The organism is Phenylobacterium sp., assembly GCF_965229015.1.
Classification (GTDB): Bacteria; Pseudomonadota; Alphaproteobacteria; order Caulobacterales; family Caulobacteraceae; genus Phenylobacterium.
This window is the reverse complement of sequence record NZ_CBDDIM010000001.1, coordinates 1,748,626-1,770,654: the sequence shown is the minus strand read 5'-3', so window position 1 is coordinate 1,770,654 and position 22,029 is coordinate 1,748,626. Positions and strand designations below refer to the sequence as shown.

Sequence of the window (22,029 nt, the reverse complement as noted above, 5' to 3'; positions counted from 1 at the left end):
TCAGTGCATGGTGTCGGCGACGATCTCGAGCTTGTTGCCGTCGGGATCGAGCAGGACCGCGCCGTAATAGTCCGGCGCGATGTCGGGGTGCGCGCCGGCGGGCCGCACCACGCGGGCGCCCTGGGCCAGGGCCGCCTCATAGGCCTGGTCCACCGCCTGGCGGCTGCCGGCCGAGAAGGCGATGTGGGTTCCCAGGCCCGCCACCTGGGCGCCGTCCACCGGATAGAGATAGAACTGCCGGCTCTGGCCGGGACCATATGCCAGCTCGGCCTCGGCCGCCCAGGTGTTGGCGCAGCCCAGCGGGGCGAAGAAGGCGTCGTAGAAGCGGCGCGCGGCGACAAGGTCGCGGACGCCCACGGACAGGTGATCGAACATGTCTTTGCTCCCGGCCAAGCTTGCGCGGGATGTAGGGGCGCGGCGCGGAACCCGCAACCGCGCCCTGGGGCTCAGGCCGCCGCGCCCTTCAGGCACTTGAGCCAGGCGTCCTCGCGGGCCTTTTCGGCCTCGCGCAGGGTGGCCTCGGCCTCGCGGACGGCGGCGTCGTGTTTGCGCCACTCCAGCACAGCGCCCTCGCGGGCGGCGCGGGCGGCCTCCATGGTCTCGAACCGGGCGAGGATGGCGCGCACGCTGTAGGTCACCGGCGGGCCCACCGTCTCGCGGTCGGGATAGAAGCCGGTGATGGAGTCCGTGCTCTCGCTGTCGATGTGGAAGACATCAGCCCAGCCGGCGTGGTGGCGCATCAGGGCCCAGGGACGTTGGACGGTCATCAATAGCTCCTCAGAATCCGCAAGGCGGTGTCTCACGCCGAAACTAGCCCGGCTCGCGCCCGGCTCCAACGGCGCAGGCGCGCGGCAATAGCAGATGCGCCGCGCCGGATGAAAGCCCAACCGCGAATGTCGGCGTCTCAGAGCGCCATCAGGGTCAGGGCGTTGGCCGCAGCGGCCCCGTGCATGGTGTTGTCGAAGATGCCCCAGCCTTCGGTCCCGGGCGCGCGCGCTGCAAGGGTTCGGGCGACGGCGGCGATCTGCTCGGTGGAGTAGGGCGACGAGTACATGCGCGGCGACCCGTGCAGGCGGATGTAGGTCAGGCCGGGCCAGCCGCCGGGGGCTGACGCCTCGGGGACCACGGCGGGGTCGGCCGCGACCCGGGCGATGCGGGCGTCGGCCAGCCGCCCCGAGACATCTTCGGTGAACCAGGTGGCGTGCCGCGCCTCCAGGGCGGTCAGGCCGTCGTGCAGCCGAGGCCAGCCCGCCACGAACGCCGCCGCCTCCGGGGTGAACGACAGGCTGGGACGAAGTTGAATCAGTACCGGTCCGAGCTTGTCGCCCAGCGGCGAAACCTGTTCGAGGAAGACGCGCGCCAGGTCCTCGGCGTCCGTCAGCCGCCGCTCGTGGGTGATGGTCTTGGGCGCCTTCACCGCGAACCGGAAGTCCGCCGGGGTGGCCGCGGCCCACCGTTCGAAGATGGCCGGCCTATGGGAGCGGTAGAAGGTGGTGTTGATCTCGACCGCCGGCAGGACGGCGGCGTAGCGCTCCAGTCCGGTCCCTTCGGTCGGGAAGTGCGCCGCCGAACTGCGGGGAATGCTCCATCCCGCCGTGCCGATCCTGTCCATGAGGACTGAGCGCGCAGTCGCCGGAGCGGTTGCTAGGCGTCGAAGGCGATGATCCGGCTTTCCTGGTCCCCGGCCACGCCGACCCGGGGGCAGGCGTCCTTCAGGGCGCAGAGGCCGCAGGCGGGGTCGAAATGGGTGCAGATGGACTGGCCGTGGGGCTTGAGCAGCCAGTGCAGTTCGAAGACCTGTTCCGGCCCCCAGTCGGCGGGGACCTGGTCCATCAGGCTGTCATAGGCCTCCCGCAGGTCGCCGCCGCGGGCAGTGAGGCCCAGGCGCCGCGCCACGCGGTGGACGTGGGTGTCGACCACCAGGGCCCGCTGGTTGAGGGTGGAGAAGTTCAGCACCGCGGCGGCGGCCTTCACCCCCACCCCGGGTAGGCGCATCAGCCAGGCCAGGGCTTCGTCCACCGGCTCGGCGGCCAGGAAGTCGAGGCTGAGCTCGCCGCGCTTGAGCAGGATCACCCGGACCAGGATCGGCAGCTGGCGGGCCTTCTGGTCGGCGAAGGTCACCGGATCGATCAGGGGTTCGAGATCCTGCTGGGTCGCATGCACCAGGGCCGCCCAGTCCGGAAACGCCGACCGCAGCCTGACGAAGGCGGCCCAGGTCACCTCGTCATAGGTGCGGGCGCCCAGCATGGCCTTGATGAGCTGGGAGACCGGATCCATCCGGTGTTCCGGCCGCTGGGGGCCGAACACGGTGCGCAGCCGATCGCGCGTGGGGGGCAGGTCTGACGGGAGGGCGAGACGAATCTGCATACCGTCACGCTAGAACAAAAGTAGAACATTTGTAAAGGGCCGCGCCGCGCCCTACGAAGGATCGCAGCATCCACGGGAAGGGCGGCCATGACCCCGGCTTCGGTCTCCGACTATCGCGAACTGGCGCGCCGCCGCCTGCCGAAGATGTTCTTCGAATATATCGACGGTGGCTCTTACGCCGAGGTCACCCTGGGGCGGAACGTGGCCGACATCGAGGCGCTGGCCCTGCGCCAGCGGGTGATGCGCGACATGAGCCAGCTGGACATGAGCATCGAGACCCTGGGCCAGAGACTGTCCATGCCGCTGGGCCTGTCGCCGGTGGGCATGGCCGGCATGTACGGCCGCCGCGGCGAGGTCCAGGCCGCCAAGGCCGCCGCCGCGGCGGGCGTGCCCTTCTGCCTGTCCACCGTGGGAGTCTGTTCGGTGGAGGAGGTGGCCGCCTCGGGAACCGCCCCCTGGTTCCAGCTCTACATGCTCAAGGACCGTGGCTACATGGCGCAGCTGCTGGCGCGGGCCAAGGCGGCCGGCTGCCCGGTCCTGGTGTTCACCGTCGACCTGCCGCTGCCGGGCTCGCGCTATCGTGATGTCCGCTCGGGCTTCACCGGATCGAGCGGAATCTCCGGCGCCCTGAACACCGCCTGGCAGGGGGTGACCCATCCCGACTGGCTGTGGGACGTCTGGCTGCACGGCCGCCCCCACAGCCTGGGAAGCGTCGCCGGCGCCGTCCCCAAGGCGGGCTCGGTCACCGACTTCCTGAGCTGGATCGCCAGGAACTTCGACCGCTCGGTGACCTGGGCCGACCTCGACTGGGTGCGCAAGACCTGGGACGGCCCCATCGTCATCAAGGGGATTCTCGATCCGGAGGACGCCCGCGACGCCCGGTCGGCTGGCGCGCAAGGCCTTGTGGTGTCGAACCATGGCGGCCGCCAGCTCGACGGCGTGCGCTCCTCGATCTCGGCCCTGCCGGCGGTGGTGGACGCCGTCGGGAGCGACCTGGAGGTCTATCTGGACGGTGGGGTGCGCTCGGGTCTCGACGTGCTCAAGGCGCTGGCGCTCGGCGCCAAGGCCTGCTTCGTCGGCCGGGCCTGGGCCTACGCCCTGGGCGCCGGCGGCGAGAAGATGGTCGCCCGCATGCTGGGAACCCTGAAGAGCGAGCTGGCCACGGCCATGGTGCTGACCGGCTGTCGCAACGCTCGGGACGCGGACAAATCCCTGTTGGACGCCGCGCTGTAGAAAAACTTTTCAAATCCGCAGGTTCAGACCCATCGACAAGGGTCGTTCTTGCCGCTAATGGCCGCCCGAACGTACGTTTCACGGTCGGGTTCGGCCGTGCTGCCGCATGCCTGTAACGCATGCCTGTATGAGAATGAGGGACCCGCATGGGAGCTCCGGAACGGCAAGGTCTGTACGACCCGCGCAATGAACACGATGCGTGCGGTGTGGGGTTTGTGGCCAATATCAAAGGCCGCAAATCGCATGAGGTCGTGACTGCTGGTCTGGAAATCCTGATCAACCTCGACCACCGCGGCGCCGTCGGCGCTGATCCCCTGGTGGGCGACGGGGCCGGGATTCTGATTCAGATGCCCGACGCCCTGCTGCGCGACTGGGCCGGCAAGGAAGGCGTCACCCTGCCGGCGCCCGGCGACTACGCCGTGGCCATGTGCTTCATGCCGCAGGACGACGCCGCCCGCGCCGTGGCGGTCAGCCAGTTCGAGCACTTCCTGAAGGTCGAGGGTCAGGTCTTCATCGCCTGGCGCGACGTGCCCGTCGACACAACCGGCCTGGGCGAGGCCGTGCTGGCCGAGATGCCGGTGATCCGTCAGGCCATCGTCGGCCGCGGCCCGGGGACCAAGGACCAGGACGCCTTCGAGCGGAAGCTGCTGACCATCCGCAAGCAGCTGCAGAACCCGCTCGCCGAGCTGGCGGTGAAGAAGAACCTGCCGGGCCTGACCCAGCTCTACCTGCCGTCCTTCTCGACGCGGACGGTGGTCTATAAGGGCCTGCTGCTGGCCGGCCAGGTCGGCACCTTCTACACCGACCTCGCCAACCCGCTGACGGAGTCGGCGCTCGCCCTGGTGCACCAGCGGTTCTCCACCAACACCTTCCCGTCCTGGAAACTGGCCCACCCCTACCGGTTCATCGCCCACAACGGCGAGATCAACACGGTTCGCGGCAACGTGAACTGGATGAACGCGCGCCGCCGCACCCTGGAGTCGGACCTGCTGGGTCCCGACCTCAACAAGATGTGGCCGCTGATCCCGCACGGCCAGTCCGACACCGCCTGCCTGGACAACGCCCTGGAGCTGCTGGTGGCCGGCGGCTATCCGCTGGCCCACGCCGTGATGATGCTCATCCCGGAGGCCTGGGCCGGCAATCCGCTGATGGATCCCAAGCGCAAGGCCTTCTACGAGTACCACGCCGCCCTGATGGAGCCGTGGGACGGCCCCGCCGCCGTGGCCTTCACCGACGGCCGCCAGATCGGCGCCACCCTGGACCGCAACGGCCTGCGTCCGGCCCGCTTCGTCATCACCGATCAGGACCATGTGATCATGGCCTCGGAGGTCGGCGTGCTCGTCGTTCCCGAGGAGCGGGTGGTGCGCAAGTGGCGCCTGCAGCCGGGCAAGATGCTGCTGATCGACATGGAGGAAGGCCGGATCATCGAGGACGAGGAGATCAAGGCCTCCCTCGCCGACGCCGAGCCCTATGCCGACTGGCTGGCCCAGACCCAGTTCAAGCTGGAGGACCTGCCCGAGGCCCCGCCGGCCGAGGCCCTGCTGGGCAATGACCCCAGCCAGCTGCTCGATCGCCAGCAGGCCTTCGGCTACACCCAGGAGGACCTGCAGTTCTTCCTGGAGCCCATGGCCCAGACGGGGGACGACCCGATCGGCTCGATGGGCCAGGACATCCCCATCGCGGTGCTGTCGAAGCGCCCGAAGCTGCTCTACGACTACTTCAAGCAGAACTTCGCCCAGGTCACCAACCCGCCCATCGACCCGATCCGGGAAGAGCTGGTGATGAGCCTGGTGTCGATGATCGGCCCGCGCCCGAACCTGCTGGGCCGGCAGGCCGGCACCCACAAGCGCCTGGAGGTCTCCCAGCCCATCCTCACCAATGAGGACCTGGCCAAGATCCGCGCCATCAGCGAGCTGCTGGACGGCGCCTTCCGCACCGCCACCCTGGACGCCACCTGGGCGGCCGAGGAGGGCCCGGCGGGCCTGGAGCGGGCGCTCGACCGCCTGTGCCGCGAGGCCACCGACAACGTCCTGGCCGACATGAACATCCTGATCCTCTCGGATCGGGCCACCTCGCCGGACCGCATCGCCATCCCCGCGGCCCTGGCCACGGCGGCCGTGCACCACCACCTGATCCGTCAGGGTCTGCGCATGCAGACCGGCCTGGTCATCGAGACCGGCGAAGCCCGCGAGGTGCACCACTTCTGCGTCCTGGCCGGCTACGGGGCCGAGGCGGTGAACCCCTACCTGGCCTTCGAGACCCTGGAAAACCTCCGGGTCCAGAACGGCTACGCGCTCTCGGCCTACGACGTGCGCAAGAACTACATCAAGGCGGTCGGCAAGGGCGTGCTGAAGGTGATGTCCAAGATGGGCATCTCCACCTACCAGTCCTACTGCGGCGCCCAGATCTTCGACGCCGTGGGCCTGAACTCCACGGTGATCGAGCAGTACTTCACCGGCACCGCCACCACGATCGAGGGCATCGGCCTCTACCAGATCGCCGAGGAGGCCGTGCGCCGCCACCGCGACGCCTATGGCGACAACCCGATCTACGCGACCCAGCTCGACGTCGGCGGGGCCTACGCCTTCCGCCTGCGCGGCGAGGAGCACGCCTGGACCCCGGAGACCGTCAGCAAGCTGCAGCACGCCGTGCGCGGCAACCTGCCCGACGAGTACAAGGCCTTCGCCGCCGGCATCAACGAACAGTCCCAGCGCCTGCTGACCATCCGCGGCCTGATGCGCTTCAAGTTCGCCGAGACGCCGCTTTCCCTCGACGAGGTCGAGCCGGCCAGCGAAATCGTCAAGCGCTTCGCCACCGGCGCCATGAGCTTCGGCTCCATCAGCCGCGAGGCCCACACGACCCTGGCCATGGCCATGAACCGGATCGGCGGCAAGTCGAACACCGGGGAGGGCGGCGAGGAGTCCGACCGCTTCAAGCCTCTGCCCAACGGCGACTCCATGCGCTCGGCCATCAAGCAGGTGGCCTCGGGCCGCTTCGGGGTGACCACCGAGTACCTGGTCAACGCCGACGACATCCAGATCAAGATGGCCCAGGGCGCCAAGCCCGGGGAGGGCGGCCAGCTGCCCGGCCACAAGGTGGACGCCAACATCGCCCGGGTCCGGCATTCCACGCCGGGCGTCGGCCTGATCTCGCCGCCGCCGCACCACGACATCTATTCCATCGAGGACCTGGCCCAGCTCATCCACGACCTGAAGAACGCCAACTCCAAGGCCCGCATCTCCGTGAAGCTGGTCTCGGAAGTCGGCGTCGGCACGGTGGCGGCGGGTGTGGCCAAGGCGCGCGCCGACCACATCACCATCTCGGGCTTCGAGGGCGGCACAGGCGCCTCGCCGCTGACCTCGCTCACCCACGCCGGCTCCCCCTGGGAGATCGGCCTGGCCGAGACCCAGCAGACCCTGCTGCTGAACGGCCTGCGCACCCGCGTGGCGGTTCAGGCCGACGGCGGCCTGCGCACCGGCCGCGACGTGGCCGTGGCCGCCCTGCTGGGGGCCGACGAGTTCGGTTTCGCCACCGCGCCGCTGATCGCGGCCGGCTGTATCATGATGCGCAAGTGCCACCTGAACACCTGTCCGGTGGGGGTGGCGACCCAGGACCCGATCCTGCGGGCCCGGTTCACCGGCCAGCCCGAGCACGTCATCAACTACTTCTTCTTCGTCGCCGAAGAGCTGCGCGAGATCATGGCCCAGCTCGGCTTCGCCACGATGAACGAGATGATCGGCCAGGTGGAGCGCCTGGACATGCGTGAGGCCGTCGACCACTGGAAGGCCGGCGGCGTGGACCTGTCCAAGCTGCTGCACGCCGTGCGTCCCGAGGGCCAGAAGGGTCTCTGGAACATGGACCGCCAGGACCACGGCCTGGAGAAGGCCCTGGACAACACCCTGATCGCCGACGCCAAGGACGCGCTCGCCAACCGCACCCCGATGCGCGGCGAGTACCCGATCAAGAACATCAACCGCACCGTGGGCGCCATGCTCTCGGGCGAGGTGGCCCGCGCCTATGGCCACGCCGGCCTGCCGGAGGACACCATCTCGCTCACCTTCCACGGGGCGGCGGGCCAGAGCTTCGGCGCCTTCGCCGCGCGCGGGGTCAGCCTGGAGCTGATCGGCGACGGCAACGACTATGTGGGCAAGGGCCTGTCGGGGGGGCGGGTGGTCGTGCGCCAGCCCAAGGAATCCACCCGCGACCCGACCCAGAACATCATCGTCGGCAATACGGTCCTCTACGGCGCCATCGCCGGGGAGGCCTATTTCCAGGGCGTGGCCGGCGAACGCTTCGCCGTCCGCAACTCCGGCGCCGTCACGGTGGTGGAGGGCACGGGCGATCACGGCTGTGAGTACATGACCGGCGGCGTGGTGGTGGTGCTGGGTGACACCGGGCGCAACTTCGCGGCCGGCATGTCCGGCGGCATCGCCTATGTCTACGACCCCAAGGGCCGGTTCACCCCGCTGTGCAACACCGCCATGGTGGACATCGAGAAGGTCGCGCCCGCCAGCGGCGGCGCCGATGATCCCGGCCGTCCGAGCCAGCGCTCGATCTCGGTGGAGAACAACGGCATGGGCGACATGCTGGCCTTCGACGCCGAGCGACTGAAGATCCTGGTGGAGCGGCACCTGCTCTATACGGGCAGCGCCCGGGCCCGGGAGATCCTGGAGAACTGGGACACCTGCCTGACCTCCTTCGTGAAGGTCATGCCCAAGGACTACCGCCGGGCGCTCACGGACATGGCCGCCGAACGGCTGGCGGCCGCCGCCGTCGCCGCCGAATAGCATTTCAGAGTCGGAGTAGACCCATGGGCAAGCCCACCGGCTTCCTGGAGATCGAGCGCCAGGATCGCGGCTATGAGAGGCCGCAGGACCGCCTTCGCACCTGGAAGGAATTCGTCCATCCGCTGCCGCAGGAGACCCTGAACAAGCAGGCTGCGCGCTGCATGGATTGCGGGATTCCGTTCTGCCACACCGGCTGTCCGGTCAATAACCAGATCCCGGACTTCAACAACCTGGTCTATCGCGACCAGTGGAAGACGGCGCTGGAGAACCTCCAGTCCACCAACAACTTCCCGGAGTTCACCGGCCGCATCTGCCCCGCCCCCTGCGAGGCGTCCTGCACCCTGAACATCATCGACAGCCCGGTGACCATCAAGACCATCGAGTGCGCCATCGTCGACAAGGGATGGGAAGAGGGCTGGATCACACCGCAGATGTCGCCGCGCGGCACCGGCAAGCGGGTCGCCGTGGTGGGCTCCGGCCCCGCGGGCCTGGCCTGCGCCCAGCAGCTGGCCCGCGCCGGCCACGCGCCGACGGTGTTCGAGAAGAGCGACCGCATCGGCGGCCTGCTCCGCTACGGCATCCCCGACTTCAAGATGGAGAAGCACCTCATCGACCGCCGCGTGGCGCAGATGGAGGCCGAAGGCGTCATCTTCCGCACCAATATGGAGATCGGCGTCACCGTCTCGGTCCAGCGGCTGCTGGACGACTACGACGTGCTGGTGATGGCCGGCGGGGCCGAGAATCCCCGCGACCTGGAGGTCCCCGGCCGCGAGCTGGACGGCATCCATTTCGCCATGGACTTCCTGGTCCAGCAGAACAAGCGCAACGCCGGCGACGACGAACTGCGCGCCGCGCCGACCGGCGCGATCTCGGCCACCGGCAAGCATGTGGTGGTGATCGGCGGCGGCGACACCGGCTCCGACTGCATCGGCACCTCCAACCGCCACGGCGCGGCCTCGGTGACCCAGTTCGAAATCATGCCCGAGCCGCCGGCCCGGGAGAACAAGTTCATGACCTGGCCCGACTGGCCCATGAAGCTGCGCACCTCGTCGAGCCATGAAGAGGGCTGCGAGCGCGACTTCGCCGTGGCCACCAAGCGCGCCATCGGCTCCAACGGCAAGGTCGAGGCCCTGGAATGCGTGCGCATGGAATGGGCGCCGGGTCCTGACGGCCGTCAGGCGCTGAAGGAAGTCGAGGGCAGCACCTTCCAGATCAAGGCCGACCTCGTCCTGCTGGCCATGGGCTTCGTCTCGCCGCGCCACAACGCCTTCACCGAGCAGGCCGGCGTGGAGTTCGACGCCCGCGGCGCGGTCAAGGCGCCGGTGACCGACTACAAGACCACCACGCCCAACATCTTCTCCTGCGGCGACATGCGCCGGGGCCAGTCCCTGGTGGTCTGGGCCATCCGCGAGGGCCGCCAGTGCGCCCAGGCGGTGGACGCCTTCCTGATGGGGGCGAGCAAGCTGCCGCGCTGAGGTCGCCAGACTCGGCGCGAGGCGCCAAGCTCTGCGGTGGGTGATCCATCCGGGGAGGGCGCGGCGTGAGACAGAACCGGCAGTTGGCGGCGGTCTATGGACTGTTGGCGGTCATCGCCCTGGTCCTGACCTGGAGCCAGAACCTCGCCTATTTCGGCGGCGGCGGCGGCCTGTCTGCGTTTCCGGCCTTCCTGCGGGACGCGGCGGTCAATCCCGCCAGCCGGTCGGTGACCTTCGACATCGCCCTCGTGCTCTACGCCGCGGCGGTCTGGATGGTGTTCGAGGGACGGCGGCGGCGCATCCCCTTCGTCTGGGCCTATGTGATCGGCGGATTGCTGGTGGCGATCAGCGTCACCCTGCCGCTATTCATGGCCGCCCGCGAACTGAAGTCCGGCGCGGCCCCCGAGATCGAGGGCCGGCCGGGCCTGCTGGACGGCGTCGGCCTGGGGGGCCTGGCCATCCTGGTCGTCGGGCTGTGCGCCTTCGTCCTCAAGGCGCCTGCGGGCTGAGGCCCTACCGCCCCGGCAGGTTGTTCACCGCGTCGAGCTGATCGGCCACGCGGGCGGCCGTATCCACCGCGTAGTCCCGCAGGATGTCGTTGTCGCCCTCGGCGGCGTAGCGCTGGTGCAGGGCCAGCGCCTCCTGCTGGGAGCGGCGTTGCTGGGCCAGGTAGGTGTCGTCGAAGTCACGGCCGGTGGTCTGGGTCAGGGCGTCCATCTGCGCCCCCTTGGTCATGTCTCCGGACGGCGAGGTGGGCGGCGGCACATTGGCGGTCTCGGCGGCGGTGAGCAGGGCGTTGGTGGTCATCTCCGCGTCGTCGATCATGCGCTGGGCCAGTTCGCGGACGGCCGGGTTGCGCGAGCGCGCCAGGGCCAGCCGGCTGGCGGTGACCTCGAAGGCGTCGGCGGCGAAGGCTTCGTCCACGTAGGACGCGGCGTCGGTGGGGGTGGGGGCGGGACGATCGGCCGGGCCCAGGCTGGGCTGGGCGAGGCTCGGGGAGGCGGCGGCGAGGGCGGCGATCGAGGCCGCGGCGACGAACGAGGCACGCATGGGGTTTCCTTCCGTTCGGAACGTGAACTGAAGGGGCAAACCGGCGCCGGGCCGCGAGGTTCCGGCGGCGCGCGGGGTCGGGGCTCGAATCGTCCTACATCTGACCCATGAAACGGCTGGTCTTCGATCTCGACGGCACCATCGCGCTCGACGATCCGTCGCGGACCTATGCCGAGCGCGAGCCCAACCTGCCGGTGATCGCCCGCCTGCGCGAGTACCGCGAGCAGGGGTTCTCCATCATCATCGCCAGCGCGCGGAACATGCGCACCTATGGCGGCCAGATCGGCCTGATCAACGCCAACACCCTGCCGGTCATCCTCGACTGGCTGGCCCGCCACCAGGTGCCCTATGACGAGGTGCATGTGGGCAAGCCCTGGTGCGGAACCGAGGGCTTCTACATCGACGACCGCGCCGTGCGGCCCTCGGAGTTCCTGACCCTGTCCCTCGACGAGATCGCGGCCCTGATCGCCGCGGAGGCCTGAGGCCGATGACCGTCCGCCTGATCATGTCCGGGGCGGTGGTGGGCCAGGAACTGGCCGCCGAGTTCGGCCCCCTGCCGCCGTCGATGCTGCCGGTGGGGGTGCAGAAGCTCTACGAACTGCAGCTGGCCGCGGTCGGCGGACACGGCGCCGTCCACCTGGTGCTGCCCGAGGCCCACGCGGTCTCGCCCTACGACAGCGACCGCCTGGCCGCCCTGGGGGTGGAGATCGTCCCCATCCCCGAGGGCCTGAAGCTGGGGGAGGCGGTGGTCTATGCGCTCAACGCCATCGGGGCGGGGGACGGGCCCGTCCACATCCTGCACGGCGACACCCTGATCTCCGATCCACCCCTGGAGGCGGCCGACCTGATCGTCGGGGGCCAGCGCGGCAACGAATACGCCTGGGCCGAGATGGAGATCGGGGAGGGCCGCCGGGTCCTGTCCCTGGTCAACAGCGCCGCCGGCGAGGATGGCCACGAGGGCTGGCCCGTCGCCACCGGCTATTTCGCCTTCGCCTCGGGCCTGGACCTGCTGCGGTCGCTGACCCGGATGCGCGGCGACTTCATCGAGGGCGTGAACCATTACCTGGCCGAGCACGCGGTGCGTCTGGTCCCGGCCCAGGGCTGGCTCGACTTCGGCCACCTGCAGACCTTCTTCCAGTCGCGGCTGGCGGTGACCACGGCGCGGGCCTTCAACACCGTGCGCATCGACGGCCTGACGGCGCGCAAGTCCAGCGCCGACCAGGCCAAGATCTGGGCCGAGACCCACTGGCTGCAGGAGGCGCCGCCTGCCGTCCAGGTCTATTGCGGCCGCCTGCTGGGCTTCGGGGCCGAGGAGGGCCGGGTCTTCTACGAGACCGAGTACGAGTACCTGCCGGTGCTCTCCGAGCTGTTCGTGCACGGGGCGGTGGGGCGCAAGCCCTGGCTGCGCATCCTGGCCTCCTGCGCCGATTTCCTGACCGCCTGCGCCGCCCACAAGGGCCCGGGCTCCGGCGACGCGGCGCTCCGGCTGCTGGTGGCCGACAAGACCCCCGCGCGGCTGGAGGCCTTCGCCAGCCAGTCGGGGTTCGACATCGACCAGCCCCTGTCGCTCTCGGGCAAGCCCATGCCGTCCCTGCGGGCCATCAGCGAGGCCCTTGTCCCGGCCTATGGCCTGGACGCCGGGCGGCCGGACTCCATCCTGCACGGCGACTTCTGCTTCTCGAACATCCTCTACGACAGCCGGGTGCGGCGCATCAAAGCCATCGATCCCCGCGGCCTGGTGGGGGACAGGCCCACCATCTATGGCGATCTGCGCTACGACCTGGCCAAGCTCGCCCATTCCATCGTCGGCCGTTACGACCAGATCATCGCCGGCCGCTGCGCGGTCACCGTCGAGGGGTCCGACTACGCCATCGCCTTCGAGGAGATCGCCTGCCAGCCCTGGCTGGAGGCCGGCCTCGCCGATCTGCGCGTCGATGGGGTGGCGGGGCTGTCAGCTGAGGTGCGCGCCATCATGGTCAGCCTGTTCCTGTCCATGATCCCCCTGCACGCCGACCGGCCCGACCGGCAAGAGGCCTTCGTGGCCAACGCCCTGCGGCTCTATGCGGAGCTCGAGGCGGCGTGATCGTCATCCCCATGGCCGGCCGCTCGCAGCGGTTCTTCGACGCCGGCTACGGTGAGCCGAAATATCGGCTGGACCTCAATGGCGTCAGCGTCTTCGCCCATGCGGTGGAGAGTTTCCGCGGCCAGTTCGAAACCCACCCCTTCCTGTTCATCGTGGCGGCAGAGGCCCTTGAGTTCGTTCGGGAAGAGGCTCGCCGCCTCGGGGTGAGGGAGGTCAGGGTCGTCGCCTTGCCGGGCCCCACGGCGGGCCAGGCCGAGACGGTGGAGCTGGGGCTGGCCGGCGAGGGCGACGCCACGCCCCTGACCATCTTCAACATCGACACCTTCCGCCCGGGCTTCGCCTTCCCGGGGCCCTGGTACGAGGCCCTGGACGGCTGGCTGGAGGTGTTCGTTGGCGAGGGGGACAACTGGTCCTATGTCCGGCCCGCGCCCGGCGACGCGCCCCTGGCCCTGGAGACCGCCGAGAAGCGGCCGATCTCCAACCTCTGCTGCACCGGCCTCTACCACTTCGCCCGCGCCGGGGATTTCCGCGCCGCCCTGGCCGCCGAGCGGCTCGCGCCCCAGGCCAGGGAGCTCTATGTCGCCCCGCTCTACAATCACCTGATCGGCCGCGGCGCGCGGATCGGCTATCACCGGATCGGGCGCGACGAGGTGATCTTCTGCGGAACCCCGCAGGAATATCAGGGCCTTATCCGGCTTGCTTGACGATCTTGACGAGCTTGGCCGCCCGCGCGGTCCAGGTGTGTTCGGACAGCGCCCGCTTGGCGCCTGCCCGTGCGAGGGCGGCCAGGGCGTCCTGGTCCTCCAGCAGGGCGGCGATCTGGCCCGGAACCCGGTCGAGCTTGTCCCAGGCATAGACCGCCATCTCGCGGCCGGGCTTGAAGGCCTCGGCATAGTAGCGGTTCTCGTCGGAGATCACCGCCGCGCCGCCGCACATGGCGGTGAAGACCCGCTCGTGCCCGCCGGCCACGAAGCCGTTGTTGGAGTTCAGCACCAGCCTCGTCCGCCGCAGCAGATGCAGGGTCTCCTCGAAGCTGCCGGCCCCGCCATAGACGAAGGACCTGTAGCGCTCCAGCAGCGGCTCCCAGCCATTGCCGTAGATGTGGATCGGCGTGCCCGCCTGGCCCAGGGTGTTGAGCAGGGCGTTGCGGTGGTGGGCCTCGGCGTAGAACTGCGGGGCCTGCAGCAGGGGCAGGAACTCCTCGAACAGGTCCGGGGTCAGCTCCCCGCCCAGGCGGGCGATCACCGCCTTCAGGGCGTCCAGCACCGCGAGCTTGCCGTCGGCGGCCATCCGCTGGGCGATCTCCTCCACCGCGTCGCGGCCGATGCTGGGGGGTTCGTCGCGCCAGGGGGCGAGGGGTTCGCCGCGATAGGTGCCGGTGAACAGCAGCGGGATGTCGCGGGCCAGGAAGGCGCCGTCGGTGGTCTCCAGGGGCTCGTCGATCTGGTTGGCGCCCGGCGGCAGGAAGGCGAGCTGCGCGAAGCCCCGGCCCTTGGACCAGGCGGTCATGAACTGGACGTGGCTGCGGTCGAGGAACAGCCCCACCTTCTTGCGGATCGGAACCGAGAGCCGCTGGGTGTGGTGGATCGGATGATCGACATAGAGCGAGGCGTAGGTGGCCCCGATGGCGTCGTAGACCGAGGCGTTCCCGACCTGGATCTCGGCCCCGATGCCGCTGATCCCGAAATAGCAGTCGGCCGGGGCGGCGAAGCTGGCGTTGACCTTCTCCACCGCCTCGGGGGCGGTGAGGTCGATGACCGCCGCCTCGTGCCCCAGCCCGGCGAGGGCGGCGGCCAGCTGGTCGATGTGCAGCCGCAGCGATCCGTACTGCGACTGGCCTTTGAACAGGACGAACCGCACGCGAACCCCTCACAATCCCAAGGTCGGCAGAGTCCGCCGATTCCGCGCTCGCCCCAAATCGCGACCTGGGGCTATGTCGAGGGCATGATCGCCAAGCTCCTCCTCGCCGCCGGCCTCTCCCTCGCCGCCCTCGCCGCCCAGGCCGCCGAGCTGCCCTATGTCGTCTATCGCGGCGCCAGCGTCATCGACGGGACTGGCGCCGGTCCCAGGCCCCACATGAGCATCCTGGTGAAGGGCGACCGGATCGAGAAGGTCTGGGACGCCACCCAGCTGGCCTTGAAGCTGCCGCCCGACACCAAGGTGGTGGACGTCGAGGGCCTCTACGCCCTGCCGGGCCTGATCAACAGCCACGAGCACCTGGCCACCCCGCCGGTCCGCGCCTTCGCCCAGGCCCAGCTGAAGCGCGACCTCTATGGCGGGATCACCGGCGTCCGCGACATGGCCGACGATCTGCGGCTGGTGGGGGATCTGGCGCGGGAGACGAGGATCGGGGCGATCCCGGGGCCGGACATCTACTACGCCGCCCTGATGGCGGGGCCCGAGTTCTTCGACGATCCCCGCACCCACGCCGTCACCGCCGGCGCCGTGGCCGGTCATGCTCCCTGGATGCAGGCCATCGAGGCCAGGACCGACCTGAAGGTCGCCGTGGCCCTGGCCCGCGGCACGGGCGCCTCGGCCATCAAGATCTATGCCGACCTGCCCGGCGAGCGGGTCAAGGCCATCACCGCCGAGGCCCACCGCCAGGGCGTGCCGGTCTGGGCCCACGGGGCGGTCTTCCCGGCCAGTCCGCAGCAGGTGCTGGACGCCCAGGTCGACGCCGTGAGCCATGTCTGCATGCTGGCCTACCAGGCCTCCAAGGCCCTGCCGCGCGCCTATCACAACCGCGCGCCCGTCGACTATTCCGCCTTCATGAACGGCGACAACCCGTTGATGACCAAGCTGTTTTCCCAGATGAAGCGGCAGGGGACGGTGCTGGACGCCACGGTGCTGGTCTATGCCGGCCTGGACGCGCGCGCCGCCGCCAATCCCAAGGGCCCCAAGCCCTACTGCACCGCCGACCTGGCCGCCAGGCTGACCCACCAGGCCCTGCGCGCCGGCGTCACCATCTCCGCCGGCACCGACGGATTCTCCGAGCCCGACGACGCCTATCCGGGCCTGCACGACGAACTGGAGCTGCTGGTGGCCAGGGCGGGCTTCACGCCGCTGCAGGCCATCTCGGCGGCCACCCTGGGCGGGGCGCTGGCGGTGACCAAGGACCCCGACTTCGGGACCCTGGCGCCGGGCAAGCTCGCCAACTTGGTCTTCGTGGCCAAGGACCCCAGCGCCGACATCAAGGCCCTGCGGACCGTGGTCCTCACCGTCAAGCGCGGGGTCGATTACCCCCGCGCCGACTACGACCCCCAGAGCGACGCCGCGGCGCGCAAGGAGCCCCAATGATCTCGCGCCGCAGGACTCTCGGCCTCGGGGCCGCCGCCCTGGCCGCCACGGCCTTCCGCCCCGCGATGGCGGCCGGCGACCCGATCATCGTCAATGCGCTCGGCGGCCTGATCAATCCGAACCGCGCCATCGGCCGCACGGGCCCGCCGCCGCCCATGGAGGCCGACTTCGACGCCCGCTCCATCGCCGACGCCAAGGCCTCGGGCCTGACGGCGGTGAACACGACGCTCGGCTACGTCTTCGGCCCCGGCGATCCCTATGCGGAGACGCTTCGCAGCCTCGACGCCTGGGACGCCATCCTCGCCGCCCATCCCGCCGACCTGATGAAGATCACCAAGGCGGCCGACTTCGCCAGGGCCAAGGCCAGCGGCAAGGTGGGGCTGATCTACGGCTTCCAGAACGCCGTCCAGGTGGGCGACCACCTGGAGCGGGTGGACGAGTTCGCCGCCCGCGGCGTGCGCGTCATCCAGCTCACCTACAACCCGGAGAACAGCCTCGGCGACGGCGCGATGGCGCCGGCCAATCGCGGCCTGACCGAGCAGGGCCGCAGGGTGGTGGCCAAGCTGAACGAAGCCAGGGTGATGGTGGACCTTTCCCACTCGGGCGAGCGCACCTGCCTGGACGCCATCGCCGCCTCCAAGGTCCCGATCTCCATCAACCACACCGGCTGCCGGGCGCTCACCGACCTGCCGCGCAACAAGACCGACGCCGAGCTGCGGGGCGTGGCCGAGCGGGGGGGCTTCGTGGGGATCTACTTCATGCCTTTCCTGACCCTGGACGGCCACCCGAAGGCCGTCGACGTGGTCGCCCATATCGAGCACGCCCTGAAGGTCTGCGGCGAGGACCATGTCGGCCTCGGCACCGATGGCTCGATCACCACCATCGACGACCTGGCCGCCTATCAGGGCGCCCTGGAGAAGGAGATCGCCGAGCGCCAGGCCGCCGGCATCGGCGCCAAGGGCGAACGGGCCGACACCTATCCCTTCGTGGTGGACCTGCGCGGCGTGGACCAGTTCCGCAGGCTGGCGGGCCTGCTGGCCGCCCGCGGGATCAGGCCGCGGGTGATCGACAAGGTGCTGGGGAGCAACTTCGTGGACTACGCAAGGCGGGTGTGGGGCTAGGCACGCCCTGGGGCCTCTCGAAGATTAATTCCGCCGGTCGTGTCACTTCGCGTTCCGTCATCTCGTCTCACTCCCGAACGTCCGCCTGGCCCTTGGACTTCCCCAGGGCCTGAGCCGGACGCGATGGGAACACCGATATGAAGATCGTCGTCATCGGCGGAACCGGCCTGATCGGCTCCAAGGTCGTCGCCAAGCTGCAGGCCCTGGGTCACGAGGCCCTGGCGGCCGCCCCCAACACCGGGGTCAACACCCTCACTGGCGAAGGGCTGGCCCAGGCCCTGGCCGGCGCCCAGGTGGTGATCGACGTGGCCAATTCGCCCTCCTTCGAGGACGCCGCGGCCCTGGACTTCTTCCAGACCTCAGGGCGAAACCTGCTGGCCGCCGAGCAGGCGGCCGGGGTGGCCCATCACGTCGCCCTCTCGGTGGTGGGGACCGAGCGCCTGCAGGCCAGCGGCTATTTCCGCGCCAAGCTGGCCCAGGAGCGGCTGATCGAAACCTCGCCGGTTCCCTACACCATCCTGCGCTCCACCCAGTTCTTCCCCTTCGTCGTCGGCATCATCCAGTCGGGGACGGTGGGCGACACGGCGCATCTGTCATCGGCGAAGGTCCAGCCGGTCGCCGCCGACGACGTGGCCGCCGCCCTGGTGGAGATCGCCCTCTCCGAGCCGCGCAACGCCATGGTGGAGATCGCCGGACCGGAGGCCCTCGGCCTGGACGCTTTCGCCCGCCGCTACCTCGACGCCCGGCACGACACGCGCAGGATCATCGCCGATCCGGCCGCGCTCTACTTCGGGGCCGTGCTGGACGACCGGTCGCTGACACCGGGCGACCATCCGCGCCTGGGCAAGGTCTCCCTCGAGGACTGGCTGCGCGAGCTGCCCGCCTGATCGGCCGCGGCGCCCGCCCACATCCTCTCCCTCGAAGGACCCCCTCATGAAACTCTACTATTCACCCCTGGCCTGCAGCCTGGCCGACCACATCGCCCTGCGCGAGGCAGGTATCGCCTTCGACATGGAACGTGTCGACCTCAAGACCTGCCGGACCGAAGCCGGGGCCGACTTCCGCGCCATCAGCGCCAAGGGCTATGTCCCGGCCCTGGTGCTGGATGACGGCGAGCTGCTCACCGAGAATGTCGCCGTCCTCGACTGGATCGCCACCCAGGCGCCGAGCCTGGCGGTCGAGGCGCCGCTGGGCCGCACCCGCGTGCTGGAGGCCCTGACCTACATCACCACCGAGATCCACCGCGCCTTCAAGCCGATGTGGCACGCCGGAACCGCCGAGGCCAAGGCCGCCGCCGCCGTCACGGTGGCCAAGCTGTTTCGCCCGCTCTCGGACGGCCTGAAGGACGACTACCTGTTCGGCGATCGCCCCAGCGTGGCCGACTTCTACCTCTTCGTGATGCTGCTCTGGGCCGAGCGGTTCGCGGTCGAGACGCCCGCGCCGCTGATCGCCCTGCGCGACCGCGTCCGTGCCCGCCCTGCGGTGCGGGTGGCGCTCTCCGAAGAAGGCCTGATCTAATCCCCTGTCCCAGGAGCTCGACATGACCCCCCGCGTGAAAACCCCCTTCAAGCACATTCCCGACGGCCTCAAGGCGATGATGGCGGTCGAGTCCAGCGTCGCGGCCAGCGGCCTGGAGCACAGCCTGGTGGAGCTGGTGAAGCTGCGCGCCTCCCAGATCAACGGCTGCGCCTTCTGCATCCACATGCACGTCACCGACGCCCGCGCCCACGGCGAGAGCGAGATGCGGCTGTACATGCTGAACGCCTGGCGTGAGTCTCCCCTCTACAGTGATCGGGAGCGGGCCGCGCTCGCCTGGACCGAAGCCCTGACCCTGCTGGCGCAAACCGGCGCGCCCGATGAGGATTACGAGATGTTGAGGGCCCAGTTCAGCGAGGCCGAGCAGGTGAACCTCACCCTGGCCATTGGCGCCATCAACCTTTGGAACCGGCTGCAGGTGGGGCTGCGAGCCGTCCATCCCGTGGACGCCGCCGATGTCGCCATCTGACGCCAGCGCAATCTTCGAGGCCGAACGGCCCCGACTGGTGCGCATCGCCTACCGCATGCTGGGGTCGATGGCCGAGGCCGAGGACGTTGTCCAGGATGCCTGGCTGCGGTGGCGGTCGGTGGACTCAGGCGAGGTGCGTCACCCCGCTGCGTTCCTCGCCCGCACCGTCACCCGCCTCTGCCTCGACACCATGAAGTCCGCCCGCGCCCGGCGTGAGACCTATGTCGGAAGCTGGCTGCCCGAGCCGATCTTCGAGGCCGAGGAAGAGGTCCTGCCCCTGGACGAGCTGACCCTGACCCTGATGCTGGCCCTGGAGCGGCTCTCGCCCCTGGAGCGGGCGGCCTTCCTGCTTCACGACGTCTTCGACGTGCCGATGGAGGAGGTGGCCGTGACCCTGCAACGCGACGCCGGCGCCGTGCGCCAGCTTGCGGTGCGCGCGCGCAAGCACCTGCAGGCCGCCCGGCCTCGCTATCCGGTAGAGCGCACCGAGGGCGAACGCATCGCCCAGGCCTTCTACGCCGCCTCAAGTCAGGGCGACGTGGCCGGGCTGCGGGACATCCTGGCCGACACGGTGGTCCTGCAGTCCGACGGCGGCGGCAAGGCCTACGCCTTCCTGCGGCCGATCATCGGGCTGGAGAAGGTGGTGCGGATGTTCGCCGGCATCCGGAAGAAGTTCGCGGCCACCCCGTCGGTGTTCGTGGAATGGGCGTGGATCGACGGCCTGCCGGGCTTCATCAGCTATGAACGCGACGGCGCCCTCCAGACCACCGCCCTGGAGATCGAGGACGGCCGCGTCGCCGCCGTCTACATCATCCGCAACCCGGACAAGCTGAGCCGCGCGGCCCGTCATGGCGGTCCCCGCGCGGGGGAGGCGCGCCACTGAGCGCGGGTCGAGGCGCTGGCTAGCCCATCCAGCGCCCCACCAGCCAGAAGGCGCCGGCCGAGATCAGGGCGGCGGCCGGCATGGTGAGGATCCAGGCGGTGACGATGTCCTTGGCCACGCCCCAGCGCACCGCCGAGGCCCGCCGCGCGGCGCCGACCCCGACGATGGCGCCGGTGATGGTGTGGGTGGTGGAGACCGGGACCCCCAGGCTGGTGGCCAGGAACAGGGTGATGGCCCCGCCGGTCTCGGCGCAGAATCCCTGCATGGGCGAGAGCCGGGTGATCTTCGAGCCCATGGTGTGGACGATCCGCCAGCCGCCGAACAGGGTGCCCAGGCCCATGGCCGCCTGGCAGGACAGCACCACCCACAGGGGCACGTGGAACTCGCCGGTTCCGGACCCCATGCCGTGGGCGATCAGCAGGGCGGCGATGATGCCCATGGTCTTCTGGGCGTCGTTGCCGCCGTGGCCGAGGGAATAGAGCGAGGCCGAGACGAACTGCAGGCGGCGGAAGGTGGAGTCCACCGCGAAGGGCGTGAACCTCACGAAGGTCCAGGAGACGATCAGCACCAGCAGCAGGGCCAGCAGGAAGCCGGTGCCGGGCGACAGGACGATGGCGATCACGGTCTTGTTCAGGCCCGCCCAGATCACCGCGCTGAAGCCAGCCTTGGCGATCCCGGCCCCCACCAGGCCGCCGATCAGGGCGTGGGAGGACGAGGACGGGATGCCGGCCCACCAGGTGATCAGGTTCCAGGCGATGGCCCCCATCAGGGCCGAGAAGATCAGGCCGTCGGAGACCAGGTCCGGCGAGATGATCCCCGACCCCACGGTCTTGGCCACGTGCAGGCCGAAGAACATGAAGGCGATGAAGTTGAAGAAGGCCGCCCAGATCACCGCGTATTTCGCCGAGAGCACCCGGGTGGAGACGATGGTGGCGATGGAATTGGCCGCGTCGTGCAGGCCGTTCAGCAGGTCGAAGGCGAGCGCCGTGACGACCAGGATGATCAGGAGCGGCGTGACCCCGGCGAAATCCACGGGGTCAGACCTGTTCGATGACGATGCCGCTGATGCGGTTGGCCACATCCTCGAAGCGGTCGAGCACCTTCTCCAGGTGGCTGTAGACGTCGACGCCGACGATAAAGGCCATCGGGTCGTCGTGGCGATGGGCCGCGAACAGCGCCTTGCGGCCCTGGTCGTAGATGGTGTCGGACTTGTCCTCGATGTGGGTGATCTGCTCGGTGATCTGGTTCAGCCGGTGGGCGTTCTGGCGCATCTTGCCCATCAGGCCCACCGCTTCGCGGGTCAGTTCGGCGGCCTGGACGATGATGTCGGCCATCTCCTGCATCGGCGCCTCGAAGTCCCGCAGCTCGAACAGCATGATGACCTTGGCGGTCTTCTGCATCTGGTCGATGGCGTCGTCGAGGGAGGTGATCAGGTCCTTGATGTCGCCGCGGTCGAAGGGGGTGATGAAGGTCCGGCGCACCGCCAGCAGCACGTCGCGGGTGATCAGGTCGGCCTCATGCTCGAAGGCCATCACCTTGGCGCAGTCCTCGAGCACCCCGTCGCCGCCCTTCAGCACCCCGCGCAGGGCCCGGGCGCCGGAGACCAGGGTCTCGGCATGGGCCTCGAACAGGTCGAAGAACTTGTGCTCCTTGGGCATCATCGCCTGGAACCATGAGAGCATCGTCGATCCGCCGTCTGAAAGTCCGGGCGCGGAGGACTCAGCGCCG

21 protein-coding genes are annotated in these 22,029 nt (G+C 69.6%); 13 read left to right on the top strand and 8 right to left on the bottom strand.

Going from position 1 to position 22,029, the window contains the following annotated elements; all coding sequences use genetic code 11:
- The 4 genes from ACO06I_RS08835 to ACO06I_RS08820 form a co-directional block, all read right to left on the bottom strand.
- A complete protein-coding gene (locus ACO06I_RS08835) occupies positions 1–375 on the bottom strand; it encodes a VOC family protein (RefSeq protein WP_421932210.1) in 375 nt (124 codons plus the stop codon).
- 71 nt (positions 376–446) lie between these two features.
- Positions 447–767, bottom strand: a complete 321-nt coding sequence (locus tag ACO06I_RS08830; protein ID WP_421932209.1) for a hypothetical protein — start codon at positions 765–767, stop codon at positions 447–449.
- 137 nt (positions 768–904) lie between these two features.
- The gene (locus ACO06I_RS08825) at positions 905–1,612 is read right to left on the bottom strand and encodes a DUF72 domain-containing protein (protein WP_421932208.1); all 708 of its coding nucleotides are present in this window, start codon (positions 1,610–1,612) and stop codon (positions 905–907) included.
- A gap of 32 nt (positions 1,613–1,644) precedes the next feature.
- Positions 1,645–2,367: an endonuclease III domain-containing protein gene (locus tag ACO06I_RS08820; RefSeq protein WP_421932207.1), complete on the bottom strand. Its 723-nt coding sequence runs from the start codon at positions 2,365–2,367 to the stop codon at positions 1,645–1,647.
- 87 nt (positions 2,368–2,454) lie between these two features.
- Between ACO06I_RS08820 and ACO06I_RS08815 the strand changes: the two genes are divergently transcribed.
- From ACO06I_RS08815 to ACO06I_RS08800, 4 genes are all read left to right on the top strand, one after another.
- Positions 2,455–3,600: an L-lactate dehydrogenase gene (locus ACO06I_RS08815; protein ID WP_421932206.1), complete on the top strand. Its 1,146-nt coding sequence runs from the start codon at positions 2,455–2,457 to the stop codon at positions 3,598–3,600.
- Between the two features lie 146 nt (positions 3,601–3,746).
- Positions 3,747–8,387, top strand: coding sequence for a glutamate synthase large subunit (gene gltB / locus ACO06I_RS08810; RefSeq protein ID WP_421932205.1), 4,641 nt, complete (start codon positions 3,747–3,749; stop codon positions 8,385–8,387).
- 23 nt (positions 8,388–8,410) lie between these two features.
- On the top strand, positions 8,411–9,862 hold the full coding sequence (locus ACO06I_RS08805) for a glutamate synthase subunit beta (RefSeq protein WP_421932204.1): 1,452 nt from the start codon (positions 8,411–8,413) through the stop codon (positions 9,860–9,862).
- A 65-nt stretch (positions 9,863–9,927) separates the two neighbouring features.
- Positions 9,928–10,371, top strand: a complete 444-nt coding sequence (locus ACO06I_RS08800) for a DUF2834 domain-containing protein (RefSeq protein ID WP_421932203.1) — start codon at positions 9,928–9,930, stop codon at positions 10,369–10,371.
- A 4-nt stretch (positions 10,372–10,375) separates the two neighbouring features.
- Here the strand turns inward: ACO06I_RS08800 and ACO06I_RS08795 are convergent, their stop codons facing one another.
- A complete protein-coding gene (locus ACO06I_RS08795; protein ID WP_421932202.1) occupies positions 10,376–10,912 on the bottom strand; it encodes a DUF4142 domain-containing protein in 537 nt (178 codons plus the stop codon).
- A 107-nt stretch (positions 10,913–11,019) separates the two neighbouring features.
- On the opposite strand from ACO06I_RS08795, the gene ACO06I_RS08790 reads away from it, so the two are divergent.
- The 3 genes from ACO06I_RS08790 to ACO06I_RS08780 are packed head-to-tail and all read left to right on the top strand — an operon-like array spanning position 11,020 to position 13,699.
- A complete protein-coding gene (locus tag ACO06I_RS08790; RefSeq protein ID WP_421932201.1) occupies positions 11,020–11,394 on the top strand; it encodes a capsular biosynthesis protein in 375 nt (124 codons plus the stop codon).
- A 5-nt stretch (positions 11,395–11,399) separates the two neighbouring features.
- Entirely contained in the window at positions 11,400–12,995 is a 1,596-nt protein-coding gene (locus ACO06I_RS08785; protein WP_421932200.1) for a hypothetical protein, read from the top strand.
- Positions 12,992–13,699, top strand: coding sequence for a glycosyltransferase family 2 protein (locus tag ACO06I_RS08780; protein ID WP_421932199.1), 708 nt, complete (start codon positions 12,992–12,994; stop codon positions 13,697–13,699). The genes ACO06I_RS08785 and ACO06I_RS08780 overlap by 4 nt, the downstream gene beginning before the upstream one ends.
- On the opposite strand, the gene ACO06I_RS08775 is transcribed toward ACO06I_RS08780, so the two are convergent.
- Positions 13,683–14,855, bottom strand: coding sequence for a glycosyltransferase family protein (locus ACO06I_RS08775; protein WP_421932198.1), 1,173 nt, complete (start codon positions 14,853–14,855; stop codon positions 13,683–13,685). The two genes, ACO06I_RS08780 and ACO06I_RS08775, sit on opposite strands and share 17 nt — an antisense overlap.
- A gap of 84 nt (positions 14,856–14,939) precedes the next feature.
- On the opposite strand from ACO06I_RS08775, the gene ACO06I_RS08770 reads away from it, so the two are divergent.
- The 6 genes from ACO06I_RS08770 to ACO06I_RS08745 all read left to right on the top strand — a co-directional run bounded on the left by ACO06I_RS08770 (position 14,940) and on the right by ACO06I_RS08745 (position 20,301).
- Positions 14,940–16,292, top strand: coding sequence for an amidohydrolase family protein (locus ACO06I_RS08770; protein WP_421932197.1), 1,353 nt, complete (start codon positions 14,940–14,942; stop codon positions 16,290–16,292).
- Positions 16,289–17,413, top strand: a complete 1,125-nt coding sequence (locus tag ACO06I_RS08765) for a dipeptidase (RefSeq protein ID WP_421932196.1) — start codon at positions 16,289–16,291, stop codon at positions 17,411–17,413. The genes ACO06I_RS08770 and ACO06I_RS08765 overlap by 4 nt, the downstream gene beginning before the upstream one ends.
- Before the next feature lie 137 nt (positions 17,414–17,550).
- The gene (locus ACO06I_RS08760) at positions 17,551–18,300 is read left to right on the top strand and encodes an SDR family oxidoreductase (protein ID WP_421932195.1); all 750 of its coding nucleotides are present in this window, start codon (positions 17,551–17,553) and stop codon (positions 18,298–18,300) included.
- 46 nt (positions 18,301–18,346) lie between these two features.
- Positions 18,347–18,931 carry a glutathione S-transferase C-terminal domain-containing protein gene (locus tag ACO06I_RS08755; RefSeq protein ID WP_421932194.1) on the top strand — a complete coding sequence of 195 codons (585 nt, stop codon included), beginning with the start codon at positions 18,347–18,349 and terminating at the stop codon, positions 18,929–18,931.
- 22 nt (positions 18,932–18,953) lie between these two features.
- Positions 18,954–19,418, top strand: coding sequence for a carboxymuconolactone decarboxylase family protein (locus ACO06I_RS08750; RefSeq protein WP_421932193.1), 465 nt, complete (start codon positions 18,954–18,956; stop codon positions 19,416–19,418).
- Entirely contained in the window at positions 19,405–20,301 is an 897-nt protein-coding gene (locus ACO06I_RS08745; RefSeq protein WP_421932192.1) for a sigma-70 family RNA polymerase sigma factor, read from the top strand. The genes ACO06I_RS08750 and ACO06I_RS08745 overlap by 14 nt, the downstream gene beginning before the upstream one ends.
- Positions 20,302–20,320: 19 nt before the next feature.
- On the opposite strand, the gene ACO06I_RS08740 is transcribed toward ACO06I_RS08745, so the two are convergent.
- Together ACO06I_RS08740 and ACO06I_RS08735 are read right to left on the bottom strand one after the other, a co-directional pair.
- On the bottom strand, positions 20,321–21,334 hold the full coding sequence (locus ACO06I_RS08740) for an inorganic phosphate transporter (RefSeq protein WP_421932191.1): 1,014 nt from the start codon (positions 21,332–21,334) through the stop codon (positions 20,321–20,323).
- 4 nt (positions 21,335–21,338) lie between these two features.
- Positions 21,339–21,983, bottom strand: coding sequence for a DUF47 domain-containing protein (locus ACO06I_RS08735; RefSeq protein ID WP_421932190.1), 645 nt, complete (start codon positions 21,981–21,983; stop codon positions 21,339–21,341).
- Between the last annotated feature and the right edge of the window lie 46 nt (positions 21,984–22,029).